This window comes from uncultured Pseudoteredinibacter sp., assembly GCF_947500695.1.
Taxonomy (GTDB): Bacteria; Pseudomonadota; Gammaproteobacteria; order Pseudomonadales; family Cellvibrionaceae; genus Pseudoteredinibacter.
The window spans coordinates 42,020-61,453 of sequence record NZ_CANMSS010000012.1; the positions used below are offsets into that span (position 1 = coordinate 42,020).

At 46.6% G+C, this 19,434-nt stretch carries 17 protein-coding genes; 10 read left to right on the plus strand and 7 right to left on the minus strand.

Annotated features, from left to right (window positions below; genetic code table 11):
* Positions 1–55: 55 nt before the first annotated feature.
* The 5 genes from tgt (at position 56) to Q1A08_RS18300 (ending at position 5,979) form a co-directional block, all read left to right on the plus strand.
* A complete protein-coding gene (gene tgt / locus Q1A08_RS18280; RefSeq protein ID WP_363323551.1) occupies positions 56–1,189 on the plus strand; it encodes a tRNA guanosine(34) transglycosylase Tgt in 1,134 nt (377 codons plus the stop codon).
* Positions 1,190–1,549: 360 nt separating this feature from the next.
* On the plus strand, positions 1,550–3,424 hold the full coding sequence (gene secD, locus Q1A08_RS18285; protein WP_299775593.1) for a protein translocase subunit SecD: 1,875 nt from the start codon (positions 1,550–1,552) through the stop codon (positions 3,422–3,424).
* 9 nt (positions 3,425–3,433) lie between these two features.
* Positions 3,434–4,369 (plus strand): protein translocase subunit SecF, encoded by a 936-nt coding sequence (secF, locus tag Q1A08_RS18290; RefSeq protein ID WP_299775595.1) that lies wholly within the window; start codon positions 3,434–3,436, stop codon positions 4,367–4,369.
* 125 nt (positions 4,370–4,494) lie between these two features.
* On the plus strand, positions 4,495–5,382 hold the full coding sequence (locus Q1A08_RS18295; protein WP_299775597.1) for a hypothetical protein: 888 nt from the start codon (positions 4,495–4,497) through the stop codon (positions 5,380–5,382).
* 93 nt (positions 5,383–5,475) lie between these two features.
* Entirely contained in the window at positions 5,476–5,979 is a 504-nt protein-coding gene (locus Q1A08_RS18300) for a GNAT family N-acetyltransferase (protein WP_299775599.1), read from the plus strand.
* 13 nt (positions 5,980–5,992) lie between these two features.
* Here the strand turns inward: Q1A08_RS18300 and Q1A08_RS18305 are convergent, their stop codons facing one another.
* Positions 5,993–6,580: a hypothetical protein gene (locus Q1A08_RS18305; protein WP_299775601.1), complete on the minus strand. Its 588-nt coding sequence runs from the start codon at positions 6,578–6,580 to the stop codon at positions 5,993–5,995.
* A 92-nt stretch (positions 6,581–6,672) separates the two neighbouring features.
* Here Q1A08_RS18305 and Q1A08_RS18310 point away from each other — a divergent pair, with 92 nt between their 5' ends.
* From Q1A08_RS18310 to Q1A08_RS18325, 4 genes are all read left to right on the plus strand, one after another.
* Positions 6,673–7,233 (plus strand): hypothetical protein, encoded by a 561-nt coding sequence (locus tag Q1A08_RS18310; RefSeq protein WP_299775603.1) that lies wholly within the window; start codon positions 6,673–6,675, stop codon positions 7,231–7,233.
* Positions 7,230–7,613 carry an MOSC domain-containing protein gene (locus Q1A08_RS18315; protein WP_299775605.1) on the plus strand — a complete coding sequence of 128 codons (384 nt, stop codon included), beginning with the start codon at positions 7,230–7,232 and terminating at the stop codon, positions 7,611–7,613. The genes Q1A08_RS18310 and Q1A08_RS18315 overlap by 4 nt, the downstream gene beginning before the upstream one ends.
* 683 nt (positions 7,614–8,296) lie before the next feature.
* A complete protein-coding gene (locus Q1A08_RS18320; RefSeq protein ID WP_299775606.1) occupies positions 8,297–10,252 on the plus strand; it encodes a CHASE3 domain-containing protein in 1,956 nt (651 codons plus the stop codon).
* 285 nt (positions 10,253–10,537) lie between these two features.
* On the plus strand, positions 10,538–10,783 hold the full coding sequence (locus Q1A08_RS18325; protein ID WP_299775608.1) for a hypothetical protein: 246 nt from the start codon (positions 10,538–10,540) through the stop codon (positions 10,781–10,783).
* 14 nt (positions 10,784–10,797) lie between these two features.
* On the opposite strand, the gene Q1A08_RS18330 is transcribed toward Q1A08_RS18325, so the two are convergent.
* Positions 10,798–11,214 carry an ACT domain-containing protein gene (locus tag Q1A08_RS18330; protein ID WP_299775610.1) on the minus strand — a complete coding sequence of 139 codons (417 nt, stop codon included), beginning with the start codon at positions 11,212–11,214 and terminating at the stop codon, positions 10,798–10,800.
* Between the two features lie 208 nt (positions 11,215–11,422).
* Here Q1A08_RS18330 and Q1A08_RS18335 point away from each other — a divergent pair, with 208 nt between their 5' ends.
* Positions 11,423–11,974: a glutathione peroxidase gene (locus Q1A08_RS18335; protein WP_299775611.1), complete on the plus strand. Its 552-nt coding sequence runs from the start codon at positions 11,423–11,425 to the stop codon at positions 11,972–11,974.
* Between the two features lie 76 nt (positions 11,975–12,050).
* Here Q1A08_RS18335 and Q1A08_RS18340 read toward each other — a convergent pair whose 3' ends face one another.
* The 5 genes from Q1A08_RS18340 to Q1A08_RS18360 form a co-directional block, all read right to left on the minus strand.
* Positions 12,051–12,971, minus strand: a complete 921-nt coding sequence (locus Q1A08_RS18340; RefSeq protein ID WP_299775613.1) for a glutathione S-transferase family protein — start codon at positions 12,969–12,971, stop codon at positions 12,051–12,053.
* 72 nt (positions 12,972–13,043) lie between these two features.
* Positions 13,044–14,939: an acyl-CoA synthetase gene (locus Q1A08_RS18345; RefSeq protein ID WP_299775615.1), complete on the minus strand. Its 1,896-nt coding sequence runs from the start codon at positions 14,937–14,939 to the stop codon at positions 13,044–13,046.
* Positions 14,940–15,048: 109 nt separating this feature from the next.
* The gene (locus tag Q1A08_RS18350) at positions 15,049–15,819 is read right to left on the minus strand and encodes a glucose 1-dehydrogenase (protein ID WP_299775617.1); all 771 of its coding nucleotides are present in this window, start codon (positions 15,817–15,819) and stop codon (positions 15,049–15,051) included.
* Between the two features lie 191 nt (positions 15,820–16,010).
* Entirely contained in the window at positions 16,011–17,198 is a 1,188-nt protein-coding gene (locus Q1A08_RS18355) for an acetyl-CoA C-acyltransferase (protein WP_299775619.1), read from the minus strand.
* 99 nt (positions 17,199–17,297) lie between these two features.
* Positions 17,298–19,424 (minus strand): 3-hydroxyacyl-CoA dehydrogenase NAD-binding domain-containing protein, encoded by a 2,127-nt coding sequence (locus tag Q1A08_RS18360; protein WP_299775621.1) that lies wholly within the window; start codon positions 19,422–19,424, stop codon positions 17,298–17,300.
* Positions 19,425–19,434: the final 10 nt, after the last annotated feature.

Below are 19,434 nucleotides of genomic sequence, written 5' to 3' on the forward strand. Positions count from 1 at the left end.
TTAGAACAAATTAAATCGAACAATTGAACTGAAAAACTGAACAGAAAGGTGCCCCGTGAGTCGCGAATGTATGATGAGCTTTGAATTGGATAACAGTGACGGTAAAGCTCGCCGTGGTCGATTGAAATTCCCTCGTGGTACTGTCGAAACCCCGGCTTTTATGCCGGTGGGAACCTACGGCACGGTTAAGGGCATGTTGCCGCGTGATATTGAAGAGATTGGCGCCCAGATTATATTAGGCAATACCTTCCACCTAATGCTGCGCCCAGGTACCGAAGTGGTTAAAGCCCATGGCGATCTGCATGATTTCATTCAATGGAAGGGCCCAATTCTTACCGATTCCGGTGGTTTTCAGGTGTTTAGCTTGGGTGATATGCGCAAGATCACCGAAGAAGGCGTGGTGTTTAAATCTCCCATTGATGGCTCAAAAGTAGAATTGAACCCTGAGATCGCCATGCAGGTTCAGCGCGATCTTGGCTCAGATATCGTAATGATCTTCGATGAGTGCACGCCTTACCCGGCTACCGAGCAAGAAGCGCGTGATTCTATGGAGCTGTCTTTGCGCTGGGCAAAGCGCAGTAAAGACGCCCATGGCGATAACCCTTCGGCGCTGTTTGGCATTGTGCAGGGCGGTATGTATGAAGGTCTGCGCAGCGAATCTTTACAGGGTTTGGAAGAAATTGGTTTCGATGGTTATGCCATCGGTGGCCTTTCAGTGGGTGAGCCCAAAGAAGATATGGTGCGTGTATTGGATCATTTGGCCCACACTATGCCAGAGAACAAGCCTCGCTATTTGATGGGGGTGGGTAAGCCAGAGGATATTGTAGAAGCCGTGCGTCGTGGCGTGGATATGTTCGACTGCGTAATGCCAACCCGCAATGCTCGCAACGGTCATTTATTCACCACCGAGGGCGTGGTGAAGATCCGCAATGCCAAGCATCGCCATGATACCAGCCCCTTAGATGCTGAGTGTGATTGCTATACCTGTCAGAATTTCAGCCGTGCTTATTTGCACCACCTTGATAAGTGTGGGGAGATCTTGGGTGCCGAGCTTAATACCATCCATAATCTACGGCACTATCAGCGCATCATGTCTGAGTTGCGCGAGGCAATCGCTGCTGAGCGATTAGAGGATTATGTGCAGGAGTTTTATGCGCGTCAGGGTAAAGAGGCCCCGCCGCTGACTTGATATAACTCAACTAATGTAGTGATATAACCAGTTCTAGTTATAGGCCTTTTTCCTGAATCGCCGATAATTACTGGGCCCACAGCGAACGACATACGGATATGTAATTGGGTGCGGATTTCTTGCGTACGCTGTGGGCTTTCCCTTCTTTTTTTGCTCTAAAGTCCACCAGCTGCTCGTAAATTAGACACTGTTCATGTCGCTGAGCTTGTATTTTGTGCAGATGCCCCCACTTTCTCTCACAAGCCCTAATCACAATAGCTTGCTGTTGACCAAAGCGATATAATTCGGGCCTTTTGCTGGGCCATGCCCTTATTTTTGCTGATCGATTGATCGGCACCACAGTCGTAAACGGAAAACACTATGCTGAACCGCTATCCGTTCTGGAAGTACCTAATCATTTTGGGGGTTACGGCCCTAGGCCTGATCTACTCGGCCCCAAATCTCTATACGCCTGATCCGGCTATTCAAATCTCGGGTCAATCGGCGGCTATGCAGATTAATGATGAGCTATTAGAACAAGCAAATAACGCTCTTAAAGAACAAGGTATCGATTATTTTGGCGAGCAAGCCAACGGTAAAAATGCGCTCATTCGCCTGCGCAGTGCCGAAGATCAGTTAGCTGCCAAGCAATTGTTGACGGAAACCTTGGGTTATAACTACGTTGTGGCCCTAAGTCAGGCGCCAACGACTCCAGAATGGTTACGTGCCTGGGGTGCGGAGCCTATGAAAAAAGGCTTGGACTTGGCCGGTGGTGTGCACTTCTTGCTAGAAGTTGATACCCCCAAAGCCATTGCTAAGCGCATGCAAACCAATGTTAGTGAAATCAAAAGCCAGCTGCGTAAAGAGAAGATTCGCTATCAATCGGTAAAATTAGGCCGTGATAATGTGATTATTGCGCGCTTTAAGACGGAAGAAGCTCGTAATAAAGCCACTTCACAAGTGCGTGAAAACTTCCCGAATATGCAGCGCTTTGTTGATACCGACGAAGATGGCACCTCGGTACTGCGTGTACAAATGACCGAGGCAGGCATTAAAGAAATTGAAGATTACGCAGTTAGTCAGAACTTAACCACCTTGCGCAACCGTGTAAACGAGCTGGGTGTTTCTGAGCCGATTGTTCAGCGCCAAGGTCGGACCCGCATTGTGGTGCAATTGCCCGGTGTACAAGACACTGCTGAAGCAAAGCGTATCATCGGTAAAACCGCTAACCTAGAGTTCCGCTTGGAAGCGAAGCCAGAAGCCTCGGTTGCTACCAAGGAATCTTTTGGTTACCGCAGTGAGCGCGATCAGCAGATCTGGGGTAACGCTTTCTTAGAGAAGAAAGTCGTGATCACCGGTGATCATGTGTCTGGTGCTCAAGCCAGCTTTGATACCCAAACCAGCCAGCCTCAAGTAAATATTAACCTGGACAGTAAAGGCGGTCAGAAGATGCACCGCAATACGCGCAATAATGTTGGCCGCCGCTTAGGTGTGCTGTTTATTGAGCAGAAGACCCAGGTGAAATACGTTACTGGCGAAGACGGTAAAAAAGAACCTAAGTACACTCAAGTTGAAGAGAAGAAAATCATCAGCTTGGCAACGATCCAATCAGGTCTAGGTGTCCAGTTCCGTATTACCGGTTTGGACAGCCCAGCTGAAGCTTCTGAACTGGCACTTTTGTTGCGCTCTGGTGCTTTGGCAGCCCCAATGTACTTCGCTGAAGAACGTACCATTGGCCCATCTTTAGGTGCTGAAAATATCGAGCTGGGTATTATCTCGGTACAGATCGGTCTAGCCTTTGTTGTGCTCTTTATGTTGGTGTACTACCGTGCCTTCGGTATCTTCGCCAATATCGCTCTAACTCTAAACCTAATTTTGTTGGTTGCCGCCATGTCGATCTTGGGTGCAACGCTAACCTTGCCGGGTATCGCTGGTATCGTTCTGACCGTAGGTATGGCGGTGGATGCGAACGTGCTGGTGTTCTCGCGGATTAAGGAGGAGCTGGCCAATGGCCTGCCGCCGCAATCGGCCATTAACGCCGGTTACGATCGCGCCTTTACCACCATCTTGGATGCCAACATTACCACCTTGATCGTGGCCGTGATTCTTTATGCGATTGGTTCTGGCCCAGTGCAGGGCTTTGCGGTAACGCTATCCATCGGTATTTTGACCTCGATGTTTACTGCCATTATGGGCACCCGTGCCTTGGTTAACTTGGCCATCGGTGGCCGTAAAATCCAGAAGCTGTGGATCTAGGAGCAAATCATGAGTAAAGCTAAGAAAGAATTGAAAGTGATTCGCTTTATGTCCCAGCGTAAGCTGGCGGCGATCTTTTCCTTGCTGTTAATCATTGGTTCGATTGCCAGTTTGGCCACCAATGGTTTGAAGTTCGGTTTGGATTTTACTGGCGGTTCACAAATCGAAGTAGGCTATCAAACACCTGCCGATGTTAACGCTATTCGCCAACAATTGGTGCAAGCGGGCTTCCCTGATCCTGTCGTAGTTCACTTCGGTGCCGAAACCGATGTATTGATTCGCATGCAGGAAGATTCTGACGCTGAGCTAGGCGATAAGGTGATGGATACCCTGCGTACTGACGGCTCCGATGTTGAATTGCGCCGGGTAGAGTTTGTTGGCCCGCAGGTGGGTGAAGAACTACGCGACGACGGTGGTATCGGCATGCTATTCGCTTTGGCGGTAGTTATGATCTATGTTGCCATGCGTTTCCAGTTTAAGTTTTCGGTAGGTGCGGTGGCCGCATTGGCTCACGATGTGGTTATCGTTTTGGGCGTATTCTCGGTATTACAGATCGATTTCGATCTAACGGTATTAGCAGCGGTGCTAGCGGTTATTGGTTACTCGCTAAACGATACCATTGTGGTATCTGACCGAATTCGAGAGAACTTCCGTAAGATCCGTAAAGCGGATTCTGTCGAAGTAATCGATATCTCACTGAGTCAAACCTTGGGCCGTACCTTGGTAACATCTTTGACCACCTTATTGGTATTGGTTGCGCTGTTCTACTTTGGTGGTGAGCTAATTCACGGCTTCTCCATCGCATTGTTAGTCGGTGTGGCGATTGGTACCTACTCGTCAATCTACGTGGCAGCAAATGTGTTGTTAATGATGGGCATTTCTAAAGAAGACCTAATGCAGGTTGAGGTTGAGAAAGAAGGTGCTGAGTTTGACGAAATGCCTTAAAGTGCATTAAGGCGTTTATCAGTGAAAATAAAAAAGCCCTGCGGGGCTTTTTTTGTAGATGGAATTAGAGCTGTTTTTGACGTTGCTAGCTCGGCAGTTGTTGTTATAAGGATGTCGTCTGAAAGATGTGTAAATTAGCTTTTAGGGTTGGTCTTTGCCTACTGGGGTTATCACTTTACTCGGTGAATATATATGGGCAGCAGATCTTTAGTTGCATAGGGAAAAGCGGCAAAAAAATCTACACTGATAAGCGTCATCTCTGCAAGTCTTCCGGCGAGAAAGCTCAAGACGTTATACAACATGTTGAGCTTGCCGAGCCAAATTTGCACTCAAAGTACGGTGCAACCATCAGTAAAGAGTATCGCAACTACGCCTTCAGATCTTATGAGCCTCTAACGGGCTATAACATAAATATCATTGCTGAAAAGCGCCTCACTACAGAGCATCCAGAGCTTCTTCAGAAGGCTGCAGTTAAGCTCGAAAAAGCTGTGCGTAGAGCTTTCAAAGCATTCCCATCGAGCATTTTAGGAGAATTCTCTGATGTTAAGTTCTATCTCTTCACTGGGGATGAGGCGAGAACTGGGGGGAGGCATGGCGGACAGTGGTACTTTAGAGAAGGTAATCGCTTCTCGCGGCGATTTGACGATAGTGTGGTTGTCAGATCGGTAAAGGATTATATAAAGTACAAAAGCCTTACGGCTGCGCAGTTCGCTGTACATGAATTGAGTCACGCCTATTATTCTTATCACTGGAAGCGCTTATATAGGCCTGCGAAAAAGGCTTTTGAAAACGCCAAAAATAAAAAACTCTACGAAAATGTAGAGCACAAAAGTGGAAGGCTTGTTACGAAAGCCTATGCCAGAGAAAATTCACATGAATATTTCGCAGAACTGGCAACAACTTATTTTTTGTCAAATAGCTATTACCCCTTTAATGCCCGTGATCTTGCGACTTATGATCCAGAAGGCTACGAAATGATTGAAAATGCCTTTCTCAATATTGAGCCAAACTAAGCCCTTACATTACTAAACCACAATTAGATTGATGCACGTTAAAGCACTTCTATAATAGGCTTCTTACTTCGTTCAATTGATCTTAGGCCTTATATGAAAATCCCCGTCATTGAAACCGAGCGACTTCGCCTTTTACAACCAAGTGTCGAGTGCTTTGAGGTGTATCGAGATTTTTATACTGATGCGGAAGCTTCAAAAATGTACGGCGGCCCCATCAATGAAGAGCAGGTGTGGGCGCGTTTAAAAGCTGATCTTGGGTCCTGGTATTTATTAGGCTTTGGGGTATGGGTGATTCAAGAAAAAAGCAGCGATAAATTGATGGGTACATGTGGTTTTTGGCAGGGTAAATCCTGGCCTAGGGAATTAACTTGGTGGGTAATGCCAGAAGCTCGCGGCCAGGGTGTCGCCACTGAAGCCTCAAAAGCCGCTTTGGATTATGCTCGCAAGCATTACCAGTGGCCGAGTCTAGAAACCTATATGAACGATGATAACCATACTGCCCGAGCTCTAGTTGAAAAGCTCGGAGGCAAGAAAGTACGCCGCGAATCTTTTTCCGATGGCTTGAAGCGAGATATATACCAGTTTCCTAGCCTTTGATAATCACTGACGCTTAAGCTTCCGGCTTAACTGTTGCGCCTTTGGGCTTTTTAAAATATGACCAATCGAAATGCATATACCAATTGTCTTGGATTGGCCAAATACAGATTAAAAAGCTCTTGAAGCCCTTAGCACTTACGCAATCTTCATCATTAAGCTCTATCTTTTCAGGGCTGTAGATAATGCTGCTAAAGAGCGTATTTCCGCCAGCTTCTGAAGTGGTAAATGGAATATAGACTTGCTGTCCCTGTTTTTTATAGGCTTGAACTTTCGCCTCTTGAAGAAGCTTTCGTATCTTGCTCGCCAATGCCTCTGGAATCTCAATCGGGGCAGCATTGTCATCTGTCGCTGCATAAGCTTTAAGATCCCCTTGCGGGGAAAGATAAGCTTTACTGACTGAACTCTCTCGCTTGGCATACTTTATCAGTTCAAGAAGCTCTTTCTGATGGTTGATTAATAGTGTTCTAGCGACAGTAAATTGATCGTCTTGCGCCATTTCTCGTGTGGGCTGGTAAGCATCAACTGTAAAGCTATAAAGCATGCATAAAATAAAAGACAGGCGGCCCAGGGTTTTCAGGGTTTGGTGCTCGATCATATTCACTTAACAACTCCCTTGCATGTGTATTATTCTTAGCGTTAGCCTATCAGCTAATTATTGCTCAAACAAAGTGTACTGCACGGAGAAAAATAACGATGAGACACATACAGCAATTAAACGCAGTTGTTTTTACCCTAATCCTTACGGTATCGATGAATGCAGCGGCAGAGATTAAACTCGATGCCAAACTAGAACCCTTTAGAGCCTTTATTGGTACTTGGCAGGCACCTATGAACTGGGGCAAGGACAAAGGCACAGTGCTGGATGTCGCGCATTGGCAAGCGGCATTGAATGGTAAAGCATTAAAGACAGTGCACTCGGTAAACGATGGCGATTATGGTGGTGAGAGTTTTATCTTTTGGGATAAAAAAACGAAGAGCTATAAATCCTTTTATTTTACGACGGCAGATTTTTATACCGAGGCGACGATTAAGCTGGAGGGGGAGAATAAATTTTCTATTTTAGAAAAGGTTGAGGCTTCATCAGGTGGCTTGTCCAGCGGTATCAGCGAAGTTAAGTCCACCTGTGAGATGATTAACGGCGAGTTGCATATGTCTACCTCTTACTTAAAAAATGGCAGCTGGACAAAACCAGAAACACGACGCTATACCGCAAGCAAGCTTAAGCCAAAATTTAAGCATGAGCCTTTGCAATGAAAACCCAGGGGCGTTTGTTAGGGCGCTATCTCTCGACTATAACCCCAGGTGAACTGCGTTGGATAGGGTTGCGACCCGCTAGGAAGGAGCGCGTCGTAGATGTAAATTCGGTGTTGGCGATTGCTGACAGAGGCTTGGAGGGAGATCACCGCTGTGCAAAAACTCCTGGCTCGGCAAGACAGGTAAGCTTAATTAGCGAAGAGGATCTGAGCTGTATTAAGCAGCTTTGTGGTGTCCGCGAGCTAAAACCAGAACTGTTAAGACGTAATTTATTGGTTCGAAATGTGAATTTAAATATTTTACGACATCAGCGATTTAAAATAGGCGAGGCTGAGTTTGAAGCGACTGCGCAATGCCATCCATGTTTTAGGGCCTGTTAACACTAATTCGGTCATCACTGTTAGAGCTAAAATCGCCTTAATCACGGCGCGAGGCGCGTAGTTTGGTTGCTCCAAATAAGCAACGAGCAACACCGAGTAAGGCGATTTTAGCCTAACCCTTCGGGCCGACTTATTTCATCGCTCGGCTGTGTTAGTGCTCGCTATAGTGGAGCGACCACAATACGCTCACCCTGCCTTGCCGAATCGATGAAATAAGTTCGGCAGTGACGGCCGAATTAGTGTTAACAGGCCCTAGGATGATTGAGCCACTTGGCCCTTCGGGCCCTGCCAATATGTATGGTTATGGTGGGCTTTGTGCAAAAATAACCAAGACTGGCCGAATCTCAGTTGGCGATAAATTAGAGGTAATTCAGCCTTAAGGTTTGTGATAAATTGCCCCAATAAACCCAGTATTTAACTCAGTTAATCCCTAGCCCCCGTCATATTCTAGAGCTTTTTAAAGCTGCTCTTTAGTTCTTTAGTGAAAGCAATAGAAACCCTAATAAAATCAATGGCTTTCTTAGTTTTCACTGAGTTTGTGATATTGAGCCAAATCAAAAACCTCATACCTTATGTTGAATTAAAGCAATGCTCTACTACATTGTATTTAGACGACAGCATTTTCAACACGTCAGTACGCCAAACAGGGAGGGCAGAGCGTATTGTTTTGACAGGTATTATCAATGAATTTTTCAGGTTTGAGTATTAGGCAGAAGCTACTGATCAATAGTGGGATCAGCGCTTTTGTACTCGTAGTTCTCTGCTATGTAGTTTTTGCGTCATTAAAGTCCTTAAACGATAGCTCCAAAATGGTTCAGCATACTTACGAAGTTATTGATCAATCCAATGGCTTGGTTGCTTCGATGGTAGATATGGAAACTGGCCTAAGAGGTTTTTCAGTTGCCGGGCAAGAGGACTATCTTGAGCCTTATCACCAAGGTAAAGATAACTTCCAGTCTTACTTTAAAAAAGCGCGGCAGCTCACCAGCGATAACCCTGCACAACAAAGAAGATACGATGCAGTAAAGCAAAATGCTGAGCAGTGGCAAGCTTATGCTGAGAAAATGATTGAGCTACGCCGTGATATTGCCTTGGGCGATGATGCCAATCATGAGCTACGCGAGCTGATTGATTCCGGTATCGGCAAACAGAAAATGGATGGCCTTAGGCAAGATATTACGAGCTTAGGGAATGCGGGCTTGGGCAGATCTCTATTGGCCGCAATGATCGATATGGAAACAGGCCTGCGAGGATATATGCTCAATAGAAAAGTTGAATTCCTCGAGCCTTATAATGCCGGTAGGGCAATTATTACTTCAAGAATTTCTTCGGTTGCAGGCACTAGTTTAGAGGCCAATATTCAAGGCTGGATAACAGACTATTCACAAAAAGCGATAGCGCTAGTTGAGGAAGCCAATAGACATCCTCATATGGATACTTTGTATGCGGAATTCGCTAAGAAGCAAGGCAAGCAATATATGGATCAGTTGCGTGCCCAGGTAAAAGAGATTGTTGATATTGAAAACCGTCTTATGGATCAAAGGCGCAGCGCGGCGGAAAGCTCTAGCGATTTAACCTTATTGATTGTTACTGTGGGTGGCTTGCTTGCCGCACTCGCTTCAATGGTATTCAGTGGGATAATCTCCAGAACAATCACTAAGCCGATCAATGAAGTGGTGGATGTCGCAAGATCTTTGTCAGAGGGTGATCTACGAGTCAATATCGAGGCGAAAAACGATAATGAAATCGGTAGTTTGCAAGGGGCGTTGGGCACTACTGTGAGCAACTTGCGCGAGATTATTTCTCGTATGTCCGATGCCAGTGGTGACTTAACTCAAGAATCCAATAAGCTTAGTGACGTCACCGCAGAAACCAGTGCAGGATCTAAGCAGCAGCTTAATATGACCAGTGAAGTGGCAATGGCCATGGAGGAAATGTCGGCTACCGTTTCTGATGTCGCAAAGAATGCCAGCGTTGCCGTTAGCTCGGCAACGGAAGCAAGTGACGAGGCAAATCGAGGGATGCAGGTCGTACAAGTGGCCATCGATTCAATTAATAAGCTCGAGCAAGAAGTTAGCGGAACCTCGGCGAAGCTCAATGAGCTAGAGGGTGAAGCCGATAATATTGGGGGCATCCTCGATGTTATTCGAGATATTGCCGAGCAGACCAATCTGTTAGCGCTTAATGCTGCAATCGAGGCGGCCCGGGCTGGGGAGCAGGGGCGTGGCTTTGCAGTTGTGGCTGATGAAGTACGCAGCCTCGCTGGCCGGACTCAAGAATCTACCGAAGAAATTCAGAGTTTGATTGAACGCCTTCAGCAGGGCGCTAGAGATGCAGTGGGTGCCATGCAAAAAAGTCAAGAGTTTGTAGTGCATAGCGTGGATGAAACCAACAAGTCGGGTGCCGCTTTGCAACTGATTTTCAACGCGGTTGGTGAAATTTCCCTAATGAATACCAATATTGCCAGTGCTGCTGAACAGCAAAGTGCTACAGCTGGACAAATTAATCAAAGTGTTGCGGCTGTGAATGATATTTCCCAGTCTAACTCAGTTAATAGTAACAAGATGGTCGAGTCTAGCGAGAACTTAAATGCTCTTGCTGGGACGCTTGGTGAGATGGTTCAGAAATTTAAGATATAAAGATGTCTTAGTCGCGTGAAGCCCTAGTATCTATGATGCTAGGGCTTCTGTGTGTTTCCCCGCCTTATTTTCTGCGCAGTTAAACAGTTGCTGCATGGAGGCTTCGGGTAGCTCTCTTTCATACATTTTGCCTATAGGGTTTACTACTGGGCTTTGTCACTATAAAAGCGCTGATTCAATCGGAAGTTTTGTGAGGAAAAACAAATGGGCGCTGTGATATATCGAATGATACTGATTTGGATGCTTGTGCTGAGTGCTCTGGGAGCATTATTTTTGCAAAAGCTAATGGAGCAGTCTGAGTTGTGGTCCTATGTATTTGATTTTTCTTGGGGACTGGCCTTTTGCTTGCTTGTGTTTCTACTTCTAAAAAAGTTGCCAGGTAAAGAAAAAGCTTGGTATTTCGTTTTAGGGGGCGTGGCTTATTATATTGTTAGTGATTATTTTGGGGGTGGATCATGGGCTTATGGCTTGGCGCTCATTGTGGCGTTTGTAATCGCACATCTTTGTCAGCCACTGCATAGGCGGGAATAGAATTTTTCCGCACATTATTCCTCTGCCCCAATTCCTTCAAGACATTGCATTGCCGCCTCAGCTTTTTCATAGGGTACATAAATATGATCATGGTAGAAGGCCGCCACAACATTGGCGCTAATGCCAGCTTGGGAGAGTGCTCCACTTATCGCAGCAGTGAGCCCTACAGCCTCTAAGCTAGAGTGAATGCTAAGGCTGATGGCAGCAAAGGCCTCACTGCATTCTAAGGCAAGTAGTTTAGCCTGCGCTTCTTCAAGTATTAAGCTGCTGCCTTCTGATTCCTGATAAAAACCCTGTAAATCGCTAATTTCAATTTGGTCTAAGATCTTTGGCAGTTGCTCGCTATCAACAGTAGCGAATACCCAGCAGCCCTTTTGTAGCTTAGGTTGCATATTACTAAGTAGTACGGAAAGATTGTTTTCGCCTTGCATAGTTTGCGCTCATATCAGTTTGTAGGTGGTGAAGCAAACAACTGTTAGCATAATACGTCTCTTATGTGATGTTGCAATGATTAGTGCCTAATTGCGAGGTGTCGCTAACTGCACTTATGTTCGACAAGCCTTCGCGTGCTTTGTGTCAATACCGTATATGCTTTACTATCCTAGCTCGATGTTTAAATCATTTGCGGAGCTTACTTCCATGCGCTTACGACAGCTTTTGTTCGTCTTGCCTCTCTTTACTGCGCTATCATCCTTAGCTGCTGACTGCCCTGATATATTGAAGTTTGAAGCCCGGAAGCTACGTTCCAGCGAGCGTGTTAATTTCTGCGAGAAGTTCTCTGGTAAGCCCTTGCTAGTCGTTAATACAGCAAGTCATTGTGGTTATACTGGGCAGTTCGCAGATTTGCAGGTGCTTTATGAAAAATATCAGCCTCAAGGTCTAGAGGTTGTAGGTTTTCCATCCAATGACTTTAAACAAGAAGCCAAAGATGAAGCAAAAACCGCCGAGGTATGTTACATCAACTATGGCGTTAAATTTACCATGATGAGTAGCAGCCCAGTAACGGGTGATGATGCGAATACGCTGTTTAAAGAGTTGGCCGATAAAACCGGTAAAGAGCCTAAGTGGAATTTTAATAAGTACTTAGTGAGCCCTGACGGAACACAGGTGAAGTACTTCCCTTCAAAGGCGAAGCCTTTAGGGGGCGATCTAGAGGCTGCGATTCAGCAGAGCTTGCAAAACGAATCTTAGTTTTTGTCGCTTTTAAAACCTGCTGATTTGATGTGAAAGGCCAGGCTGAGCACGGTGGCACAGCCTGGCAAAAGGCTTACCCCTGAGCGTTAATACTGTAGTTTTCCCGTGGAAAATGCACATGAATTAAACCGAAATCTTCAGTATTTCTGGCCACAATAATGCGCTCTTGATTTACCGCGACAAGCTTACCCTGCACTGGCACAAAGCCATAGTCAGAAGGGCTTACAGCAACATCTTTGTTTAATAGTTCATGTCCTGCTGAATCAATAATTTCCCTTGGTTGCGCATTTCTGGCTGTGCTGAATGCATCGGCTTGGCTTATTTCAACACGCTGGCCGTGGCCAATAGCGGCCACACGCCGGAACCAATCTTGTACCTTTGCGTCACACTGCAATTCCCTGCGGCTACAGTTTACGTGCAGCCATAATGGGTGGTAAACGCTAAAATCTACTGCTGTGGGGGCATTGCCATCTAGCCATTCATGCTGATCTAGCTGCTTGGATATTCTGCTGATTAGATCTTCTATTAAGGCTTGGGACTGCTCGAGATTCGGACGCTTTGCATCGCTGCCTTTTAACAGCTCGCCCCGATCTTTAATAAAACGAAAAGCGCCTATAGGGCCAAATTTAAGCAACATAGTGCTTAAAAGTCTGAGAGGAGGTACTGAAGACACAGCAGCAAAAAATGCTTCGCCCTCGGCAAATTGAGCAATGCTCTTTGCTTCTGGGCTAGCGTTTTCGGGGTTTAGCTCGGCCTGTTTCGCCAGTGAGGCAATTTCCTTAGCGATTAAATCACTGTCACAAAATATATCCGCACCAATTTGGGCAACCGGTATTCTGCGATAGCCACCAGCGAGAGGGTCAACATTGGGTCTTGGCAACCATACCGGTGAGAGTAGGGACTGCCAGCTCAAATTTGCTAAGCCAAACATCAAGCGAATCTTCTCAGCGTATGGCGAACTATCGTAATGATGCAAAATCAAAGTGTTGCTCATCTATGGTATCTCCGTGTTAGCCGGCTGTTAGGTTTGTGCCTGATGTTTCGGCTATATATTCTCTGGGTATTCTCAGATCGCCTTCACTTCGGTTGCAAAGGTATACTCGCCAAGCTCTTGACGTACCAGTTCGGCAAGGATTTCTGCATCTTTGCATTCAAACTGAACTAGCTGTCCGTGCTTTTTCGAAGCCTCGACACTAAAGCTGGCCTGTAATTCTTGCAGCTTATCTGCAAGGTGTAGGCTTACCACCTTCGCTACAATGTCATTGCGTAAATCGGGTTTGAATATTTTACCTACAGCAGTTACCGGCATTTGCTCTACAAAATAAATTTCTTTAGGCACGGCTGCTCGCTCAGCAATATTGCCCATAGCAAACTCCAAGAATTCTCCTTCGTTCTCTGCTTGATCGGGTTTTAGTTGTAGGTAGACCACAGGTACTTCACCAACACGCTTATCAGGCTTGCCAATAGCAACTGCTTCGGCAACAGCCGGGTGAGTGTAAAAGACTTCTTCGATCATCTGTGGATCGATATTATGTCCACCGCGAATAATAAGGTCTTTACTGCGGCCGGTTAGCCACAAATAGCCTTCTTCATCGAGTCGGCCAAGGTCACCGGTATTAAACCAGCCGTCTTCAACCCATTGCCCTTGATTTTGCGCAGCTTGTTTATAGCCATTAAATACATTTGGCCCTTTGATAGCGATGCAGCCGGCTTCATTGGTATCGCAATCACGTAGCCAGTTCCCGTTCTCGTCGACTTCAACGATGCGTAGCTCCATATAGGGTAAGCGCAAACCAACAGCGCCAACTTTGCGCTCTCCATAGCGTGGGTTTGCAGTGGAGGCGCAGGTGCCCTCGGTTTGACCATAGCCTTCTAAAATAGATAAGCCGGTTTTTTCTTCAAAGTTACGGATCAGCTCAGTGGCTAAAGGCGCTGCGCCACATAGGCAGAAATCCAAACTGGATACATCACTATCGCCAATGGGAACTTCAATTAATCCGCTAAGAATGGTAGGCACGCAGCTGAAGTAGCTGACTTTATAGCGCTCAACAATACGCCAGAAATCTTTAATCACCGTTGGATTACGATAGCCTTGGGGGCTTGCTAGTACAGCCTCAGCACCTTGCGCCCAAGTTGCTAAGCCAGTAACAAAAACGGCGTTTACATGAAATAGCGGCAAGCCAGTTAACGAAACAGCCCCAGGGCCAATATCGAGCCCAGCTTCCATTTGCCATACAGTGGTTAGCTCATTGAAGTGAGTGTGGGGCGCCAGTTTGGGTGTGCCCGTGGTGCCGCCAGTATGGAAGTATGAGGCTATATCGTCCTGTTGTATTTCACGGCCGCTATCTAGACTGTCGCTATTGTGCTTAGCAATCGTGTCATCAAAATCTAAAATAGTATCGCTTAAGTATTCTTCACGATCGGCTGTCATGGCCGCCGCAAATTCGGCAGGCATAAGTTTGCCCATATCAACAGCCAGAATATGGCTAAGGCTTGGAACCAATTCTTTAACCGCGATGGCTTTATCCCAGAGCTCAGCACCAGGAAATGGGGCTAGGGTAACCAGAACTTTTGTTTGCGCTTCATTAAGAATCGCAGCGATATGTTCAATTTCCAATAAAGGATTTATTGGATTAAAGATGCCCGCAGCTTCACTGCCCCAGATAGTAAAGTGGGTATGAGGCAGGTTGGGTAATAGCATGGAAACGGTGTCATTAGCATTGACGCCAAGCTGGTGCAGTGCATTGGCTGTCTGGGTAATTTTTCCAAACAGCTCTTTATAGCTGTAACGAATAGGTTCCTCATCGGCGCTACCCTGTAATAAAAAGCTCAGTGCTGTTTGCTCGGCATATTGCTCTGCTTTATCACGCAGCAAATCATATGTGCTGCTGTGTTCTATGCGCTCTTCAAAAGGGGTGGTCTCTAGGGCTTGTAGGTCTTCGAGTGAGGAAATATTCATCATGCTTTTCGCTATTATTGGTTAGATGTAAATCGTTAGGCGTTAGATGTGAGACATTGGATGATGACTAGAGCTCTCGCTCCTTTCGCTTCACATCTCACATCTCGCGTCATTAAATTCCCGTGCAGTGTATTGCACCGTCTACTGGCAGAACTGTACCAGTAATAAATGAGCCTGCATCACTGGCTAAGAGTATCACTGGTCCTACTAATTCTTCTAGCTTACCAAGGCGTTTTGCTGGCATGCGCGTTACGTATTCTTGTCCGGCTGGACTATCAAAATAAGCAGTATTAATTTCAGTTTTAAACCAGCCAGGTGCGATTGCATTCACGCGGATATTATTAGCCATTAAATCTAGAGCCATAGAACGGCTAAGTTGGACTACGGCGCCTTTAGAAGCACAGTAAGCGCTTTGTCCGTACTTGGCAGTAATGCCGAGCACTGAGGCGATATTGATAATGCTGCCCGGCTTTTCGGCTGCTACTAAGCGCTTGGCGCCTTCTTGGGCCACGTGCCATACACCTTTGAAGTTGGTGTCCATCACAAAGTCTAAGGATTCATCGTCAATTTTGAGAAAGTTCTTTGCATCAGCAACGCCGGCATTATTTACAATAACATCGACCGTGCCGAAGGTACTTTCAGCTTGATCATAAGCACTTTGAATACTGTCTTTATTGGTAACATCCATCGATACAGCAAGGGCTTTGCCGCCTTGTGCTTCGATCTCTTGCACAAGCTCTGCTAAACGCTCTTGGCGTCGTGCGGCAACAATAATATTGGCACCGGCTTTGGCAAGCCCAAGGGCTAAGCAGCGTCCGATACCAGAAGACGCACCGGTGACCAATGCATTGCGACCTTCAAGAGAAAATTGTGGGAGGCTCATGATTATCTCCTTTCTAATGATCACCTAATTGAGAGCAGGAATTATCAACTAACTGTGGCTTTATCGCATTAACATAAGTTAGTTACTAAACGCATTAAGTTAGCAGGATGAATAACTGAGGGTAGGTGAATCTATGTGGGGTGGCGTAAGAAGTGAAAACTGGCAGCCCGAAAGGCTGCCAGCTAAGTGTGTTATACGATTTCGAATAGACCAGCAGCACCCATGCCGCCGCCAACACACATTGATACAACGGCCCACTTGGCGCCGCGACGCTTACCTTCCAATAGAATGTGGCCGGTAGTACGCGCACCTGTCATGCCGTATGGGTGACCAATAGAGATTGAACCGCCGTTAACATTGTATTTGGCTGGATCAATACCCAAGTGATCACGACAGTACAAGCACTGCACGGCAAAGGCTTCGTTAAGCTCCCATAGGTCAATATCATCTACGCTCAAACCATGCTGTTTTAGCAGCTTAGGAATCGCATAAATAGGGCCAATACCCATTTCTTCTGGCTCATTACCTACAGTCATCATGCCGCGATAAATACCGAGTGGCTCGATATTGCGCTGCTCAGCCAATTTGCCGTCCATCACAACACAAGCAGAAGCGCCATCAGATAACTGGCTAGCATTACCGGCCGTCACGCAACCACCTTCGATAACTGGGTTTAGACTTTGTAGATTTTCTAGGGTAGTAGAAGGGCGGTTACCTTCATCTTTTGTTAGCGTTACTTCTTCATAAGAAACTTCTTTGGTTTCTTTGTTAACAATGGCTTTAGTTGCCGTGATAGGCACAATTTCATTGTCAAACAAGCCAGCTTCTTGAGCAGCAGCGGTGCGCTGTTGAGACTCTAAAGAATACTGATCTTGTACTTCACGGCTAATGCCGTACTTCTTAGCGACATATTCAGCAGTTTGTAGCATTGGCATATAGGCATGCTCGTTCATTTTGAGCACGTTCTCATCGAACTGATCTGCTGCCATTTTGCCGTAAGGAATTTGCACGGCAGAAATGTTGTCCTGGCCACCAGCAACAATACAGCTGTAGCCGTCAACCATAATTTGTTTGGCTGCAGTAGCGATAGCCATTAGACCAGAAGAACACTGACGGTCGATAGTTTGAGCGCCTGCTGTTACCGGAACGCCAGCAGCGATAGAAGCGGTACGAGCAATGTTGTTTGCGGCGGTGCCAGCGTTTAGTACGGAACCGATAATGACATCTTCGATTTCAGCGCCTTCGATACCAGCGCGCTCTACCGCGTGCTTAATGGCATGGCCAGTCATGGTAGGTGATTTGATATTGTTTAATGCGCCACGAAAGGCCTTGCCGATCGGGGTGCGAGCTGTTGATACGATAACCGCTTCTTTAGTCATGGTGTTGATCCTCGTTAGAATTTATAGGCATTATTTAGACATCAGTCTAGCGCCTGGCCCTCGAGCACACAGTGCTATGAAGGCCGAATTTACGGTGAATTAAGACGCTTGCTCGGCGTCGTACTGCTTAAAGCTTTTTCCTTCGCTCGCTAAACGCTTGAGCAATGGAGAAACCTGGAACCACGTTTGGCCATAATTGCCCAGCTGTGTTTGATACTTCTCTAGCGCGGCAACCACGGTATCTAAGCCGATTTCATCAGCATACTGCATTGGGCCGCCACGATAAACGGGGAAACCATAGCCGTTGCAGTAGATTACATCGATATCACTGGCGCGATAGGCGATGCCTTCATCAAGGATTTGGGCGCCTTCATTGATGAGTGGGAATAAGCAGCGCTCTAAAATTTCTTGATCACTAATCTCGCGTTGCTCAACGCCATGTTGCTCGGCCAGAGCTTTGGCTATGCTAGTAACTTCTGGATTGCTCTGCTTATCTCGGCCCTCATAAATGTAAAAGCCTTTGCCGGTCTTTTGACCGTAATTACCTTGATCATAGAGTGCATCACAAACAGCGGTGTAACTATCGTCGCGGCCGTAGAACATATCGCGATTGCCTTGACGGGTTAGATAGCCAACATCGATGCCAGCAAGATCAATCATGGATGGTAAGCCCATCGCCAAGCCCCAGTTATACAGAACTTTATCGATCTGCTCTGGGCTGGCGCCTTCCATTACTAAGCGTGACGCTTCACGTCCATAAGGCTCTAGTCCACGGTTACCAATAAAGCCCCAGCAAACACCAGCGACAACAGGCATCTTGCGAATTACCTGAGCCATTTTAATGGTTGTCATTAGTACATCGTTGGCGGTTTTGGCGCCGCGAACGATCTCTAATAAACGCATAACATTAGCGGGACTGAAAAAGTGCAGGCCAATAACATCTGCAGGTCGCGAAGTGCTGGCGGCAATTTCATCGACATCCAAAGTCGATGTGTTAGTTGCTAAAATAGCGCCTGGTTTACAGGTTTTATCCAGCGTTGCGAAGACTTGCTTTTTGATGTCCATGTTTTCAAAGACTGCTTCGATAACAATATCCACTTCGGCCAGATCAGCATAATCCAAGCTGCCCTGAATTAGATCCACTCGCTCGTCAACTTGAGCTTCAGTTAAGCGACCTTTTTTAGCGCTGATTTCGTAGTTCTTACGAATCACCCCTAGTCCGCGCTCAAGCGCATCTTCTTTAACTTCTAGTAAGGTGACAGGAATACCGACATTGGCAAAGTTCATGGCGATGCCGCCACCCATGGTTCCGGCACCGATAATGCCTACGGTTTTAATTGGGCGCAGCGGGGTTTTAGGATCGACGCCAGGAATCTTAGTGGCGGCGCGTTCGGCAAAAAAGATATGCTGCTGGGCGCGGGCATGAGGGGTTTGCATGCAGCTTTCAAACAGCTCTGTCTCTTTAGCTAGGCCTTCGGCAAGTGGTAATTCACAAGCCACTTCGATGCATTGGATATTCATTTCCGGCGCATAAAAACCGCGAGTTTTGCGTGCAATTGATTTTCTAAATTCTGCGAAAAACTCCGCGCCTGGGTTTTCAACTGTTAAATCAGCACAGCTTTTACAAGGCGCTTTTTGCGCGGTTAGCTCTTTGGCGTAATCGATGGCGGCCGCAACAAAATCTTTCGCTTCACCATCAAAGATTCTATCGATAGCGCCGGCTTCCATCAGTTTGCTTGCGGAAACTGGAGCCCCGCTAGTTACCATCTTGGTAGCCATTTCGGCGCCGATTAAGCGAGGTAGGCGTTGAGTGCCGCCTGCACCTGGAAGAATACCAATGTTCACTTCGGGCAAACCACATTTAGCGCTTGGCAAGGCGATACGGTAATCACAAGCTAGGGCCAATTCAAAGCCGCCACCCAAGGCCATACCATTAACCGCAGCCACTATAGGTTTAGGGCTATTTTCTAACTCAACTAATAGGCCAGGGAGCATGGGTTCGGTATTAAATCCACCCGCTGCAAATTCAGCGATATCAGCGCCGCCACAAAATAGCTTTCCTGACGAAGCGATAACAATCGCATCAATGTCCGAATTGCTTATTGCTGTCGCATAGGCTGCTTTAATTGCGGAGCGTAGATCTTTACCGAGACCATTAACCGGTGGGGAGTTTAATGTGATTAGCGCAATATTATCTTGCTGGCTATAGAGTGCCGCTGAGCTCATGGTGTTTCCT

Coding starts and splice junctions, on each gene's coding strand:
- Q1A08_RS18295 (WP_299775597.1), top strand. CDS start 4,495: ATGTGTAAATTAGCTTTTAGGGTTGGTCTTTGCCTACTGGGGTTATCA.
- secF (WP_299775595.1), top strand. CDS start 3,434: ATGAGTAAAGCTAAGAAAGAATTGAAAGTGATTCGCTTTATGTCCCAG.
- secD (WP_299775593.1), top strand. CDS start 1,550: ATGCTGAACCGCTATCCGTTCTGGAAGTACCTAATCATTTTGGGGGTT.
- Q1A08_RS18340 (WP_299775613.1), bottom strand. CDS start 12,971: ATGAGCAACACTTTGATTTTGCATCATTACGATAGTTCGCCATACGCT.
- Q1A08_RS18325 (WP_299775608.1), top strand. CDS start 10,538: ATGGAGCAGTCTGAGTTGTGGTCCTATGTATTTGATTTTTCTTGGGGA.
- Q1A08_RS18350 (WP_299775617.1), bottom strand. CDS start 15,819: ATGAGCCTCCCACAATTTTCTCTTGAAGGTCGCAATGCATTGGTCACC.
- Q1A08_RS18310 (WP_299775603.1), top strand. CDS start 6,673: ATGAGACACATACAGCAATTAAACGCAGTTGTTTTTACCCTAATCCTT.
- Q1A08_RS18355 (WP_299775619.1), bottom strand. CDS start 17,198: ATGACTAAAGAAGCGGTTATCGTATCAACAGCTCGCACCCCGATCGGC.
- Q1A08_RS18315 (WP_299775605.1), top strand. CDS start 7,230: ATGAAAACCCAGGGGCGTTTGTTAGGGCGCTATCTCTCGACTATAACC.
- Q1A08_RS18360 (WP_299775621.1), bottom strand. CDS start 19,424: ATGAGCTCAGCGGCACTCTATAGCCAGCAAGATAATATTGCGCTAATC.
- Q1A08_RS18345 (WP_299775615.1), bottom strand. CDS start 14,939: ATGATGAATATTTCCTCACTCGAAGACCTACAAGCCCTAGAGACCACC.
- Q1A08_RS18300 (WP_299775599.1), top strand. CDS start 5,476: ATGAAAATCCCCGTCATTGAAACCGAGCGACTTCGCCTTTTACAACCA.
- Q1A08_RS18335 (WP_299775611.1), top strand. CDS start 11,423: ATGCGCTTACGACAGCTTTTGTTCGTCTTGCCTCTCTTTACTGCGCTA.
- Q1A08_RS18330 (WP_299775610.1), bottom strand. CDS start 11,214: ATGCAAGGCGAAAACAATCTTTCCGTACTACTTAGTAATATGCAACCT.
- Q1A08_RS18320 (WP_299775606.1), top strand. CDS start 8,297: ATGAATTTTTCAGGTTTGAGTATTAGGCAGAAGCTACTGATCAATAGT.